12 protein-coding genes and 1 pseudogene are annotated in these 13826 nt (G+C 47.9%); 12 read left to right on the top strand and 1 reads right to left on the bottom strand.

What is annotated here, in order from left to right; genetic code table 11:
• The first annotated feature begins 19 nt into the window (after positions 1 to 19).
• The 11 genes and pseudogenes from HM1_RS00735 (at position 20) to HM1_RS00695 (ending at position 9944) form a co-directional block, all read left to right on the top strand.
• The gene (locus tag HM1_RS00735) at positions 20 to 235 is read left to right on the top strand and encodes a helix-turn-helix domain-containing protein (protein ID WP_012281329.1); all 216 of its coding nucleotides are present in this window, start codon (positions 20 to 22) and stop codon (positions 233 to 235) included.
• A 324-nt stretch (positions 236 to 559) separates the two neighbouring features.
• A complete protein-coding gene (locus HM1_RS00730) occupies positions 560 to 787 on the top strand; it encodes a hypothetical protein (protein WP_049753994.1) in 228 nt (75 codons plus the stop codon).
• Between the two features lie 10 nt (positions 788 to 797).
• Entirely contained in the window at positions 798 to 1211 is a 414-nt protein-coding gene (locus HM1_RS00725; protein ID WP_012281326.1) for a hypothetical protein, read from the top strand.
• Positions 1177 to 1604 (top strand): annotated as a pseudogene (locus HM1_RS16565) (recombinase family protein); the annotation flags it as partial. The gene HM1_RS00725 and the pseudogene HM1_RS16565, both read left to right, overlap by 35 nt.
• Positions 1581 to 2702 carry a recombinase family protein gene (locus tag HM1_RS00720; protein ID WP_470303222.1) on the top strand — a complete coding sequence of 374 codons (1122 nt, stop codon included), beginning with the start codon at positions 1581 to 1583 and terminating at the stop codon, positions 2700 to 2702. The pseudogene HM1_RS16565 and the gene HM1_RS00720, both read left to right, overlap by 24 nt.
• Positions 2703 to 2852: 150 nt before the next feature.
• A complete protein-coding gene (locus HM1_RS14975; protein WP_012281323.1) occupies positions 2853 to 3032 on the top strand; it encodes a helix-turn-helix domain-containing protein in 180 nt (59 codons plus the stop codon).
• 25 nt (positions 3033 to 3057) lie between these two features.
• Positions 3058 to 5397 (top strand): EcoAI/FtnUII family type I restriction enzme subunit R, encoded by a 2340-nt coding sequence (gene hsdR, locus HM1_RS00715; RefSeq protein ID WP_012281322.1) that lies wholly within the window; start codon positions 3058 to 3060, stop codon positions 5395 to 5397.
• An 18-nt stretch (positions 5398 to 5415) separates the two neighbouring features.
• Positions 5416 to 6852 (top strand): type I restriction-modification system subunit M, encoded by a 1437-nt coding sequence (locus tag HM1_RS00710; protein WP_012281321.1) that lies wholly within the window; start codon positions 5416 to 5418, stop codon positions 6850 to 6852.
• Positions 6849 to 8465, top strand: coding sequence for a restriction endonuclease subunit S (locus HM1_RS14260; protein WP_012281320.1), 1617 nt, complete (start codon positions 6849 to 6851; stop codon positions 8463 to 8465). The genes HM1_RS00710 and HM1_RS14260 overlap by 4 nt, the downstream gene beginning before the upstream one ends.
• Positions 8465 to 9268 carry an ImmA/IrrE family metallo-endopeptidase gene (locus tag HM1_RS00700; protein ID WP_012281319.1) on the top strand — a complete coding sequence of 268 codons (804 nt, stop codon included), beginning with the start codon at positions 8465 to 8467 and terminating at the stop codon, positions 9266 to 9268. The genes HM1_RS14260 and HM1_RS00700 overlap by 1 nt, the downstream gene beginning before the upstream one ends.
• A 61-nt stretch (positions 9269 to 9329) precedes the next feature.
• Positions 9330 to 9944, top strand: coding sequence for a hypothetical protein (locus HM1_RS00695; protein WP_012281318.1), 615 nt, complete (start codon positions 9330 to 9332; stop codon positions 9942 to 9944).
• A 59-nt stretch (positions 9945 to 10003) separates the two neighbouring features.
• Here HM1_RS00695 and HM1_RS00690 read toward each other — a convergent pair whose 3' ends face one another.
• Positions 10004 to 10702 carry a response regulator transcription factor gene (locus HM1_RS00690; RefSeq protein WP_012281317.1) on the bottom strand — a complete coding sequence of 233 codons (699 nt, stop codon included), beginning with the start codon at positions 10700 to 10702 and terminating at the stop codon, positions 10004 to 10006.
• Positions 10703 to 10823: 121 nt separating this feature from the next.
• Here HM1_RS00690 and HM1_RS00685 point away from each other — a divergent pair, with 121 nt between their 5' ends.
• Entirely contained in the window at positions 10824 to 13820 is a 2997-nt protein-coding gene (locus HM1_RS00685; protein WP_083764956.1) for an ATP-binding protein, read from the top strand.
• The last annotated feature ends 6 nt before the right edge of the window (positions 13821 to 13826 follow it).

Raw genomic sequence — 13826 nt, 5'->3', positions numbered from 1 at the left:
ACGCAAGGAGGTGCCGGGTATGTCTGTGAGTTACAAGAAACTGTGGAAACTGTTGATTGATAAAGACATGAAAAAGAAGGACTTGAGAGAACAGGCAGGCATCAGCCATGCTTCTGTTGCGAAGATTGGCAGAAATGAAAACGTTACGACCGATATTCTCGTCAAGATTTGCAAAGCTTTAAACTGTGATATTTCAGATATCATGGAAATTGTTGACGATACAAAAACGCATTAGAGAGCCGCTCTTTTCAATTCGCAGGCAAACGCGCTTAAACTGGAGGCGGAAAGGCTGAAAAAGGAAAAAGCGGCGCTCACCGCCGCAATCAGCGAGTTTTCGGCGGTTTCATCGGCCGAGGAGGTCTATCGCTATCTTTCCCGCCGGGGATATATGGAGGAATTCGATAAAGATTTCTTTGACCGCTTTGTGAAAAGCATGGACGGTCTTTTCGCCGGCTGAAATCGGCTTCCGCTTAAAGTGCGGCCTTGTCCTGCGGGAAAGGATGGAAAGATAATAAGGCACATACCTTACGGATACAGGATCGAAAACGGGCAAGTCGTTTTGGATCCGGACGAGGCGCAGAGGGTGTGGGCGTTTTTTGAAGACTACCTCAAGGGAACTTCGCAGCAGGAAGCGGCAAGGCGAAACGGCATCCACAGTGCGCAGGCGACCCTGGGAAAGATGCTGCGGGACAGTAAATATCTTGGCGACGGTTTTTATCCTCCCGTCATATCTCAGGAAATTTATGACTGGGCGCAAGAGGAGCGCAAAGCGGCGCGCTTTGCATGAAAATTGCCCGATGATCCCCGAAGCGGCATTGGAAAAAGCGTTTATGGAGCTTATGCGGTCGATCGATTTATCTGATTTGCAGGACGGCCCGAAAAGGGCCGCGCCGGATATTGAAATCAAATATGACGACCCGGTAAAGCAGGCGGAGTACGCGTATTCGCTTATCGAAATAGACGACTTTGCTTATCTGACGAAAAAGCTTAAAAAGCTGCTCCTGGAAGCGCCGCCGGTCTTCGACGGGGAGTTTATGAAAAGTGTCGTCCGGCGCATAACGGTATGCGGGGATAGGGCGGAGTTTGAGCTTTTAAACGGCAAAACCTACGGAAAGGAGTTGAGTTTGGGTGCTGCAGACGGCAAGGAACGTGTCGGTCATACCGGCGCAAAGAAATATGCACCTGGCGGCGGAGGACAGCGCCGGGCATAAGCTGCGGGTGGCGGCCTACTGCCGGGTTTCCACCGACGAGGAGGAGCAGGCCTCCAGCTACGAGGTGCAAATCGAGCATTACACGTCTTTCATACAGGGCAATCCGGAGTGGGAGCTGGCTGGCATATTTGCCGACGAGGGCATCTCCGGCACCAATACGAAAAAAGGGCGGAATTCAACCGCATGATCGAGGAATGCATGGCGGGCAAAATCGATATGGTGATAACCAAATCCATCAGCCGCTTCGCCCGAAACACCCTCAACTGCCTGAAATACATCCGGCAATTAAAAGACAAGGGCATCCCGGTATTTTTCGAGAAGGAAAACATCAACACCATGGATTCCAAGGGCGAGGTCATGCTGACAATCATGGCCAGCCTCGCCCAGCAAGAGAGCGAATCCCTAAGCCAGAATGTAAAGCTGGGGATACAGTACCGCTACCAGCAGGGGGAGATACAGGTCAACCATACCCGCTTTCTGGGCTATACCAAGGACGCAAACAAGCAGCTTGTGGTTGTGCCGGAAGAGGCGGAGATTGTCAAGCGCATTTTCCGCGAGTTTCTCGAAGGCTCAAGCCTTCTGCAGATAGGAAAGGGGCTTGAGGCCGACGGCATCCTTACCGCGGCGGGCAAGCCCAAGTGGCGGCCGGAAACGATAAGGAAGATACTGAAAAACGAAAAATACATGGAGGACGCGCCTCTCCAGAAGACCTACACCGTCGATTGCCTGACCAAAAAGCGGGTAATCAACAACGGCATTGTCCCGCAGTATTATGTGGAAAACAGCCACGAGGCGATCATCCCAAGGGAAATCTACATGCAGGTTCAGGAGGAGCTTGCAAGGCGGGCCAAGCCTTTCACCGACGTCGGCGGGAAAATGCGGTGCTACAGCTGCAAGTACGCGCTTTCAAGCATCGTCTTTTGCGGCGACTGCGGGGAGTTGTACCGGCGCATTACCTGGTATTACGGCAACCGGCCGACGGTGGTCTGGCGGTGCGTCAGGAAGATTGAGTGCCGTACGCCTGAGTGCCATTCGCAGAGCGTCAAGGAAGCGGATCTCAAGCGTGGTGTGGTGAAGGCAATCAACAAGCTGGTGCTGGGCAAGGAGGAGTTTATCTCCGCCATGCGGAAAAACGTGGAGGCCGTCATAGGCGGCGGAGCCGGGCAGGGCGTTGATGAAATCGAGGAAAAGCTTGCGCAGCTTCAGGACGAGCTTGTAAGGCTCGCCAGCGGCGGGCAAAACTATGAGGCGGTGGTCGAGGAGATTTACCGCCTGCGGGAGATCAAGGGCAAAATCCTTTCGGGCAGCGCCGACATTCACGGTAAGCGCCGGAGCGTCGCCGAGATGGAGGAATTTTTAAACAGCCAGTCTGGCATCTTTTTTGAGTTTGACGACAAGCTTGTCAGAAGGATTGTCAACAGGGTTACTGTATATGACGGCAGGCTGACGGTGGAGTTTAAGACAGGGACGGAAGTAAATGTGGAATTGTAGGGTAATAAAATAATACCGCCGGTCAGGGCTTAAAGGCTTTGGCCGGCGGTTTTTCGCTTTAATTGTAAATTTTTCTGCAGGCATATTGAAATTATTCGTTTCTTCGCATATAATGGAAGTTGGAATTTTCTGTTCTGTGAGGTATTCGCGATGGATTACTTAACGGCAAAACAGGCCGCTGAAAAATGGAATATATCCCCGCGCAGGGTGCAGGTCTTATGCGAGCAGGGCCGAGTAAAAGGCGCTGTTCGCTTAGGTTGGGCATGGGCGATACCAAAGGATGCGGAAAAACCGAGAGATGCTCGAATAAAAACGAAAACCGAAAATTAAAATACTTATTTTGTGTGGTGAGAAAATGGACAAGAGATCACTTACTGAACAAGAAATACGTACAAGGTTTATAACTCCGGCTATTAAAGCTGCTGGGTGGACTGATGTTCAAATCCGTGAAGAATATGCTATTACAAAAGGGCGAATTATAGCTCGCGGCGGGTCTTATAAGAGAGATAAGGCTAAATATGCAGATTATGTCCTTTTCTATAAACCACACATTCCCATTGCTATTATTGAGGCAAAGGATAACAATCATACAATATCGGATGGAATGCAGCAAGCATTAGGTTATGCCGAACAATTACGCGTGCCGTTTGTATTTACATCAAATGGTGACGGTTTCACTTTTCATAACCGCAATAGTGAAGGCAGTAATCGTGAAACAATTTTATCCATCTCTGAATTCCCCTCACCTGAAACACTATGGAGCATGTATAAGCAATACAAAGGTATAGATGAAAAGCAAGAAAAAGTTATTACGGAGCCTTATTATGTTGAAAGGCCTGATAAGCAACCGCGATATTATCAGCTAAATGCGATTAATCTCACTGTTGAATCTATTGTTAAAGGGAATAATAGAGTATTACTGGTCATGGCAACCGGAACCGGAAAAACATATACAGCATTTCAGATTATTTGGAGACTCTGGAAAGCGGGTATTAAAAAACGTATTCTATTTTTAGCAGACCGAAATGCGCTTATTGACCAGACTTATACTAATGATTTTGCTCCATTTAAAGATAAAATGACAATTATTCGCCATCGCCATGTGGATAAATCATATGAAATATACCTGGCTATTTACCAAGGGCTTACAGGTGAAGGCGACAAGGATATTTTCCGTCAATTTAGTCCTGATTTTTTCGATTTAATTGTTGTTGATGAATGTCACCGCGGCAGCGCCAAAGCTGACAGTGAATGGCGAGAGGTCTTAGAATATTTTAAATCTGCTACGCAAATCGGCTTAACGGCAACGCCAAAAGAAACGAAAGAGGTTTCTAATATTGATTATTTTGGGGAACCAGTCTATACATATTCGTTAAAACAAGGTATTGAAGATGGATTTTTAGCTCCATATCGGGTAATTCGAGTCTTACTTGATAAGGATGCCGAAGGCTTCCGTCCTTATCTTGGACAGACGGATCGTTTTGGAAATATTATAGAGGATCGTGAATATAACATTACCGATTTTGACCGGGAATTGGTATTGGAGCAACGTACTAAAGTGGTTGCAAAAGTGGTTTCCAATTATTTAAAAGCGCATAACGCTCGAATGGATAAAAGCATCTTTTTCTGCGTTGATACTGAACACGCTGATCGCATGCGGCAGGCACTAATTAACGAGAACAGCGATTTTGTAAAAGAAGACGAGCGCTATGTGATGCGAATAACCGGTGATGACGATATCGGAAAAAAACAGCTTGACAATTTCCGCGATGTGTCCAGCAGATATCCCGTTTTAGTAACAACGTCAAAATTGTTGACAACCGGCGTAGATATACAGACCGTCAAATATATTGTGTTGGATACCAACATCAACAGCATGACTGAATTCAAGCAGATTATTGGACGCGGCACCCGGATTCGCGAAGATTTAGGGAAAGTGTTCTTTACTATTTTTGATTTTAGAGATGCTACGCGATTGTTTGCCGATCCTGACTTTGACGGGCCCTGTGAACAGGATGATGAATATATGCCTGATGAAAATGGCAATATACATGATTCTGATTCCGATAGCGAATTTGTAAGAGAAGATCCTAAGGACTACACCATTGATAACGATTCGGAGTCTGGCAAACGTAAAAAATACTACGTGGGTGATGTAGAGGTATCTGTTTTAAAGCAAAGAGTTCAATACATCGATAAAAATGGGAAATTGATTACGGAATCTCTTACAGACTATACAAAACGAAATGTTTTGAGTAAGTATGCCTCGTTGCATGATTTTTTACATGTTTGGAACAGCGCGGAACGCAAGCAGGCCATTTTAGACGAGCTTGCTGAACAAGGCGTCTTAATCGAAGAATTACAGGAGCAAATCGGGCATGAATTTGACCCGTTTGATTTGCTGTGTCATATTGCATTTGACCAACCCCCTTTAACAAGGCGTGAAAGGGCAAATAAGGTAAAAAAACGAAATTATTTTGCTAAATACGGGGAAAAAGCGGCGGCTGTTTTGGACGCTTTGTTGGACAAATATGCCGATTCGGGCATTTCTAATATAGAGAGTTTGGATGTTTTAAAGGTAAATCCCATAAGAGAGTTTGGAACCCCTCAGTTTATTGTCAACAAAATCTTTGGGGGAAAAGAAAAATTCAAACAGGCTATACGGGAGTTAGAGCAAGAACTTTATGTCGCATAATTTGAGGAGGTAAGCCAAATGGCTATATCAAATACAACAAAGGCCCTGAAAGACATTATGCGTATCGATGCGGGGATAAACGGCGATGCGCAGTACATAGAACAGATTGCTTGGTTGCTTTTCCTAAAAGCATTTGATTACAAAGAACAGGAATGGGAATTAGAGGATGATTATGTTCCGGTTATTCCCGAGCAATATCGATGGAGAAACTGGGCTGAAGACGATGAAGGCATTACCGGAGATGCCCTGATTGAGCATGTAGAAAATATGTTCCGGACGTTGCGCAATTTGGATGTTTCAGATGGAGATCCACGAAAATTCCTTGTCCGTGATGTCATGGAAGGCGTAAATAACTTCATGAAATCAGGAACGCTTTTGCGGCAAGTTATTAATAAAATTAATGCTGATATTAACTTTGATGAAGTAAAAACCGCTCATTTATTCAATGGCATTTACGAATCCATGCTCAAGGATCTGCAAAGCGCTGGCAAAGCCGGGGAATTCTATACTCCGAGGCCCGTTACCAGATTTATTGTAGATAAAGTGAACCCTCAGTTAGGTGAAATTGTCCTTGATCCGGCATGTGGAACCGGCGGATTTTTAACCAGTGTCATTGACCGTTTTGATATCAAGACGGCTGATGAGTATAGAACATTGCAAAAAACCATTAGGGGTATCGAAAAGAAGCCTTTCCCCTTTTTACTGTGCGTCACTAACTTGATTGCCCATGGCATTGATGTGCCATTGATTAGGCACGACAATACCTTGCGTACGCCGACAACAGATTATAGTTTGGCTGATAAGGTAGACGTTATTGTTACCAATCCGCCTTTTGGAGGGGCGGAAGAGAAAGCCATTTCTCAGTCGGTGCCAGCAGAATTACGAAACACGGAAACAGCGGATCTGTTTTTAGTACACATCATGGCACTTCTTAAAGACGGCGGACGCTGTGGCATGGTTTTGCCGGATGGATTTTTATTTGGAACAGGCGTAAAAGCTGCTATCAAGAAAAAACTGTTGGAGGAAAACAATCTGCATACCATTGTTCGTTTGCCTAAGGACGTGTTTGCACCATATACCAACATAAATACAAACCTGCTTTTCTTTACAAAAGGGAAACCCACACAAGGCGTATGGTTTTACCGCTTGGAAATGCCTCAAGGCTATAAGCATTTTTCAAAAACAAAGCCGATGTTGTACGAGCACTTCGCGCCTGTGCGTGCATGGTGGAACAATCGTAAAGAGAGCGATGTTTCCCAATATGTTCCTGTGGAGGATATCATTGCGGCGGAGTATAATTTGGATTTTTGCGGGTTTCCTCACGAAACCGAGGAAATTTTGCCTCCGGATGAATTTATTGCGCAATATCGCAATGAGAAGGCAATTTTAACAGAGAGAATTGAAAGTATACTCGCAAAGATTCAAATAGCCCTGGCACAGGAGGATGTGCTATGAAAGCAGCGGAATTGCGTAAATCTATATTGCAGGCGGCGGTACAGGGAAAACTTGTGCCTCAGGATATACATGACGAACCGGCTTCGGTTTTGCTGAAGCGTATCCGTGCTGAGAAAGAGCGACTTGTTAAGGAAGGAAAGATTAAAAAAGAAAAACCTCTGCCACCTATTTCGGAGGATGAAACTCCTTACGACTTGCCGGAGGGATGGGTTTGGTGCAGGTTAGGAGAACTTATCCAGATAGCAGAAAACAATAATATTCATAAAAACTTACCCGAAAATACATTGGTAAATTATGTTGATATTGATGCAATTGATAATAAAAAATATTGTATAAAGGACGTAAAGCAAATCCCTGTCAAAAGTCTCTCGTCTCGTGCGCGAAGGGTGCTTCAAAAGGGCTTTATTGTTTATTCTCTCGTGCGTCCGTATTTAAATAATATTGCAGTGGTTGAGGACGAAAAAGAAAACTATATTGGCAGTACGGGTTTTGTTGTGTTCAAGCCAATTAAAATTGAGATAAATTACTTCATTAGTTTTCTTTTGTCTCCATTTGTCAAGACATATTATTTATCATTGCTTTCCGGGTTTAATTCGCCGAGTGTTTCTCAAGAAGATTTCCTGTCCACGCTGTTTCCCCTTCCACCTCTTGCCGAGCAACAGCGCATTGTTACTAAAGTAAATGAATTAATGGCATTATGCGATGAATTAGAGGCAGCTGAACAGGAACTGGATGCTCTTGAGAGCCGTTTTGAAGAGTATTTACCGAAATCTATCCTTCAAGCGGCGGTACAAGGAAAACTTGTGCCACAGGATATACATGACGAACCGGCTTCAGTTTTGCTAGAGCGCATTCGTGCTGAAAAAGCTCGTCTTGTGAAAGAAGGGAAAATAAAAAAAGAAAAGCCTCTACCTCCTATTTCAGAGGATGAAATTCCCTACGACTTGCCTGAGGGATGGGTTTGGTGCAGGTTAGGGGATATTATTATTCAAAATATTGGTGGAGGAACGCCTTCTAAGCAAAATTTAGCGTACTGGAATGGTAATATACCATGGGCGAGTGTAAAAGATCTCACGGGGCCAATATTAGACAAAACACGAGATTGTATAACTGAGTTAGGGTTAGAAGAAAGCTCATCTAACCTTATACCTGCCAATAGTATTATTGTTTGTACTCGTATGGGATTAGGTAAAATAGCTATTAACACAATTCCTGTGGCAATCAACCAAGATTTAAGGGCTCTAATTATTTCAAGAATGAACATTGATTTGCGATATATTATCGCATACTATAAAACTCTGAGTATCCGAGGTGAGGGTACAACAGTTAAGGGTATTTCGATTGAGGAATTACATAACATGCTTTTTCCCCTTCCACCTCTTGCCGAGCAACAGCGCATTGTTGCTAAAGCAAATGAATTAATGGCATTATGCGAGGAAATAAAAGCGGTAAAAACAAAACCCATTGAACAAAGGGATACTAACAAGGTTATAGACTTCCCGGCAGTAAAACAAGATGGGCAGCTCCAGTTAGCGGCTCGTGGAGAAATCAGTAAAAAGTCTTCCAACGAACTGATGCAAGCGATTGATGAGATGTTTGCGGAGGACGAGTGATGTTTAACGCAAACACTTCGACGGCCAAAGCAAAATGGGTTTTGGAAACAATGGGTATAAAGGACGTTCCGGCTCCATATTTTGACGATATTGCGCGTCAGGAGAAGATAAAAGTAAAGCGACGTTCTTTGCCTTCAGAAAAGGATTTCAGCGGGATGCTGATATACAGAGGTGAAAAGAAAGGTATCCTTATCAATACATATATTGAAAACATCGGACGCCAAAACTTTACTTTTGCCCATGAGCTTGGCCATTATTTTTTAAGGCATAAACCTCCATATACATTGGATGGGGAGTCAAGTTTCAGATGCTCAAATCAAGACATGGAAGTTGTAGATAACTATTCTTCTATAGAAGCTGAGGCGAATCAATTCGCTGTCGAATTATTAATGCCTGAGTTGCTTTTTAAGCCACTTTTAGCAGGGACTGTTTTTGATTTTACCTTAATGAGTAGTTTGGCAAACCAGTTTTATGTATCAAAGCACGCGTGCGGGAACAGGATTTTAGATTTTATGAAGGAACCCTATATTCTTATATGCTCCAAGGGGACATCCGTTACCGCAATCAAATGCTCAAATGCAGCCAAGAGATTTGGGAAAGTAGTAAAAAATATTCCTACAGAAAGTCATGCATACAGAGCGATTCAATATGAGCAGAATCAAAAGCAGTTCTATCTTTCGCCTGGCTCTGTATGGTTTGGACAATTATATAGCAATATTATTGTTTACGAGTGCACTCGGGGAAATTATGAGCATGATGTATCTATGACTATTTTGAAAGTAGAGTATTATACAAACCACTGAGGATTAGCATGAGTGGTACCGGAAGAATTTTATGCAAAGAAGATGTCACTGGAGAAGACATATGGAAAAGAAAACTGTCGAAAAAGGATGCAAATATCCTGCCATTGAAATAAAGAAAAAGACAGGCAACGAACAATTTTTGAATGCAGGCAGCGATGTCTGTACGCTAAGAGATTTTTGGGCCTGGGCGTATTCTGATCTTATTGGTAATACCGAAAGAGGCAGACTGGCTGAATTCATAGTTGCTATGGCGCTTGGTATTACAGAGGGTATTAGTGTATCGTGGGATAAATATGATTTGCTTTCCAAAGAAGGCATTCGTGTAGAAGTCAAAACTTCTGCATATCTTCAGTCTTGGAGCCAACAGAATTTATCAAAAATAAGCTTTGGTATCCAGCCAACCTACGGCTGGGACAGCGTTACAAATGAATATGATGCAGAAAAAAAGCGTCAATCCGACGTCTATGTGTTTTGCATACTAAAACATAAGGAGCAGGCGACCCTTAATCCGCTTGACTTGTTACAATGGGATTTTTATGTTTTGTCGACGGCTGTTCTAAACAAAACGGCGCCGGGGCAAAAAACGATATCACTTAGAAGCCTTATGGACAAAGGAGCCAAGCAATGCGAATACGCGATGCTGTATGAAACTATCAAGAGCGAAGCAGCTCGTTGAAGGATATTCACTATTTGCTTGAACAGTTTATGCGAGAACAGGATGCATATGCAGCGCGCCTAGCGGCTGCTGAACATATAGCCGACCCCTTTCAGCGTGGCAATGTACCTGGGGCTGTCGGGGTCCTCCCCCAGCTTTCTGCGCAGGTTGCTGATATGGGTCATCAAAGCCTTCTGGCTGATGGACCGGGGGTGATTCCACACCGCCTCGATCAGTTGGTCGGAACTGAAGTACCGGTTGGGGTTCTGAGCCAGAAAAAGAAGCAGGTCATACTCCTTGACGGTAAGCTCCACCCGTTCCCCTTTCATCTCCACGGTACGGTCGAACAGGTTGATGCGCAGGTCGCCAAACGCAAGGACGGCAGGCTCGTCTTCCTGCAATGCGCACTGCTTCCGGAAGCGGCGCAGCTGCGCCCTGACCCTGGCCACCACCTCCACGGGGTTGAAGGGCTTTTTGACGTAATCGTCCCCGCCGATGCCAAGCCCCAGCGCCACTTCATGGGGAGCGTCCCTTGAGGTGATGAAGATAATGGGTACATCCGTTTTTTTGCGGAGCTCATGGCAGATTTCAATGCCGTCCAGCCCCGGCAGCAGAATGTCCAGCAGTATCAGGTCGGGTTTGTGGAAGGCGGTTTTGTCCAGGACATGGCTCCCGCTGTAAACCGAAAACACCTTGAAGCCTTCTCTTTCGAGATAATGGGTAAGAAGCTCATGGACAACCGCCTCATCGTCCACAATCATGATTTTTTCGCCTGCCAAGATTCACGCCTCCTTCCTTCTATATCCCTCAAATATCTGCTATAATACCAATATATATTAAATTATAGCATATTTCATTGATATGTTGCAATTTTAGTACAGGAGACAGGAGGTGCATATCTTGAGCAATGCCGGAAAGCTGAAAACAGCGGTATTTCTTCTCCTGGCCGCAGCAGTCCTGGGGACCGCGGCCTTTTACATATCCGGACATCTGTCGTCGAAGGCGCCGCAGCCCCCCCGGGCTGCACAGGGCATGCTTGACCTCAGGAACTGGTCCTTCGGGCGGGATGGCGTTTTGAGCCTGGAAGGCGAGTGGGAATTCTACTGGCGGCAGCTTCTTGCCCCCGAAGACTTTAAAAGCGGCGGGGCAGCCTCCCGGACCGGATTTATTCGCGTTCCCGGCACCTGGAACGGTTACGCGCCGCCGGGGAGCGGGAAAGGGCAAAAGCTGCCGGGCGAGGGCTATGCCACCTACCGGCTTGTTGTCCATACCAATGCCGGTGAGCCGGTGCTGGGCCTTAAAATACTGGATTTTGCCACTTCCTACCGCCTGTGGGTCAACGGCGAGCTCCTCTCGGAAAACGGCAGGGTGGCGACAAGCAAGGACGAAACCCGACCCCAGTCCTTTCCCCGGCTTGTCAGCTTCCAAAACGATGCCGGAACTGTTGAAATCGTACTGCAGATCGCCAATTTCACCCACCGCAAGGGAGGCATCTGGACGGACATAAAAATGGGCACTCCCGGCCAGCTCCAGGCGCTGCGGGAAAAACAGGCCTTCAGCACCCTCTTTTTGTGCGGCGGTCTGCTGATCATGGCCGTATACCACCTGGGGCTTTACCTGCTGCGCCGCAAGGACAGGGCTCCTCTTTTCTGCGCCCTGCTCTGCTTATTCATAGCGGCAAGGGCAAGCGTCACAGGCGAGATTTTCCTTTTAAGCTATTTTCCGGACTTAAGCTGGAACGCCGTCTATATCGTGCAGTACCTCGGATTTTATCTGGCGCTCCCGGCCTTTCTCCAGTTTATGAGAATACTGTACCCGGACGAGATGCCCGCAAAGCTTGCCGCAGCCGCCTGGGCCGCCGGCGCCGCCTCAAGCCTCACCGTGCTCATTGCCCCGCCCAGTGTGTACACCTGGCTCATGCCCTTCTATGAGGTGTACGCCGTCGTCCTGCTGCTTTTTGTCCTGGGCCCCGTTTTGATCCGCGCCATAGCCAGGGGACGCGAGGGCGCCGCCCTTTTCCTTCCCGGCACCGCGGCCCTTGTGCTGGCGGTCGTCAACGACTCCCTGGTCTCCAACGATATCCTGTGGGGTCCCTACATCGGCGATTTCGGCGTGTTCGTCTTTATATTCTTCCAGTGCTGCGTCCTGTCCATGCGCTTCTCCCGCTCCTTTGCCACCGTGGAAAAACTCTCGGAGGAAATGCGGGACAAAAATACCGAGCTTATAAAGCTGGACGGCGAGAGGTGCGAAGCTTTAAAAAGGCTGGAGGAATACAGCCGGAACCTGGAAAACATTGTGCAGGAAAGGACCTCCGCCCTTGCCCGGGCCAAGGAGGAAGCGGATCTGGCCAGCCGCGCCAAAAGCGATTTTTTAGCTACCATGAGCCATGAAATCCGCACTCCCATGAACGGCATGCTGGGCATGCTGGAGCTCCTTGAGGCCACTCCTCTGGATGAGGAGCAAAGGGAGTATGTTTCGGTGGTCAGGGACTGCTCAAACCTTCTGCTTTCCCTTATAAACGATGTGCTGGACTTAAGCAGGATAGAAAAGGGAGCGGTTTCCCTGGAAGAAAAGGATTTTGAGACAAAAAGCATGAAGCGTTACCTGGTAAGCCTCATCGAACCCATGGCCGCCAGGAAAGGGCTGGACTTTGTCTCCGAATTCTCCCCGTCGGTGCCGCCTGTCCTCAGGGGCGACCCGGTGCGCCTGCGCCAGGTGCTTTTAAACCTTTTGAACAACGCCGTCAAATTCACCGCAAAGGGATGCATTACCCTGCGGGCATATGTGACAGGGAACGAAATCACCTTTGAGGTGGAAGACACCGGCCCCGGCATACTGGAGGAAATAAGGGGGAGCATCTTTAAGCCCTTCACCCGGGGACATTCCGGGACGGACAGCATGCACGGCGGCGCCGGCCTCGGGCTTTCCATCTGCAGGCGCCTTGTGGAGCTGATGGGCGGCGGCATCAGCTTTGAGACAACCGCAGGAGTTGGCTCGCTGTTTCGGTTCACCGTTCCCTTAAAGATTTCCGATACCGGGACGGGCCTGGAGGAGGCAAAGCCCGCCAACGGCGGGACAAAAGCGTCATACCTGTGGGAAAACAGCCCGGGTACGGTGCTGGTCGCTGATGATTTCGAATTCAACCGCCGGGTATTGACCATGCAGCTTGGCAAGCTGGGGCTGGAAGCGGAAACCGCCGCCGGCGGGCAGGAAGCGGTGGAGATGTTTTCCCAAAAGAATTATGCCCTGGTTTTGATGGACTGCCGCATGCCGGGCATGGACGGCTTTCAGGCCGCGGCAGCCATCCGCAGGCTGGAGGCCGGGAAAAACAGGCATACCCCCATTATCGCCGTCACCGCCGGCGCTGCCCCTGAAGAAAAGGAAAGGAGCCTTGCCGCCGGCATGGACGATTACGTAAAAAAGCCCGTCCTGCTGGACGCCCTGTCCGGGACGCTGGCGCGCTGGCTGCCGGGCGCCGTGAAAAACGGGCGGCAGGTTTTGGGGGGCGCTTTCGCCGAAACCGCCGCAAGCCGGGTTATTCTCCCCTCCTTTGTGCCGGAGGGGAAAAAGGCGGAGCTTCTGCAAACGGTGGGCGCGGACCCGGCGCTTCTGTCCCGGGTGCTGGCCGCCTTCCTTAGGGATATGCCGGAAAAGCTTGCCGCGCTGGAAGCCGCCCTGAAGGAAAAAGACGCCCCCCGTGCCCGGCTGCTCTCCCACGGGATGAAATCAAGCGGGCAGTTTGTCGGAGCCGCCTCCTTCGCCGCCCTGTGCGGGGAGATGGAGGAAAAGGCCGTCGCCGGCGCCCTCGAGGGGGCCGGGGAGCTGGCGGAAAAAATCCGCCGGGAGCTTCTGGGAATTCAAAAAGAACTGGCACAATATGCAGGAGAAATGACTTAACAGTAA

It is taken from the genome of Heliomicrobium modesticaldum Ice1, from assembly GCF_000019165.1.
In the GTDB taxonomy this organism is placed as follows: domain Bacteria; phylum Bacillota; class Desulfitobacteriia; order Heliobacteriales; family Heliobacteriaceae; genus Heliomicrobium; species Heliomicrobium modesticaldum.
The sequence above is the reverse complement of the archived record's forward strand: the minus strand, read 5'-3'. Positions and strand labels throughout refer to the sequence as shown.

Coding starts and splice junctions, on each gene's coding strand:
- HM1_RS00735 (WP_012281329.1), top strand. CDS start 20: ATGTCTGTGAGTTACAAGAAACTGTGGAAACTGTTGATTGATAAAGAC.
- HM1_RS00725 (WP_012281326.1), top strand. CDS start 798: ATGATCCCCGAAGCGGCATTGGAAAAAGCGTTTATGGAGCTTATGCGG.
- HM1_RS00720 (WP_470303222.1), top strand. CDS start 1,581: ATGGCCAGCCTCGCCCAGCAAGAGAGCGAATCCCTAAGCCAGAATGTA.
- HM1_RS14975 (WP_012281323.1), top strand. CDS start 2,853: ATGGATTACTTAACGGCAAAACAGGCCGCTGAAAAATGGAATATATCC.
- hsdR (WP_012281322.1), top strand. CDS start 3,058: ATGGACAAGAGATCACTTACTGAACAAGAAATACGTACAAGGTTTATA.
- HM1_RS00710 (WP_012281321.1), top strand. CDS start 5,416: ATGGCTATATCAAATACAACAAAGGCCCTGAAAGACATTATGCGTATC.
- HM1_RS14260 (WP_012281320.1), top strand. CDS start 6,849: ATGAAAGCAGCGGAATTGCGTAAATCTATATTGCAGGCGGCGGTACAG.
- HM1_RS00700 (WP_012281319.1), top strand. CDS start 8,465: ATGTTTAACGCAAACACTTCGACGGCCAAAGCAAAATGGGTTTTGGAA.
- HM1_RS00695 (WP_012281318.1), top strand. CDS start 9,330: ATGGAAAAGAAAACTGTCGAAAAAGGATGCAAATATCCTGCCATTGAA.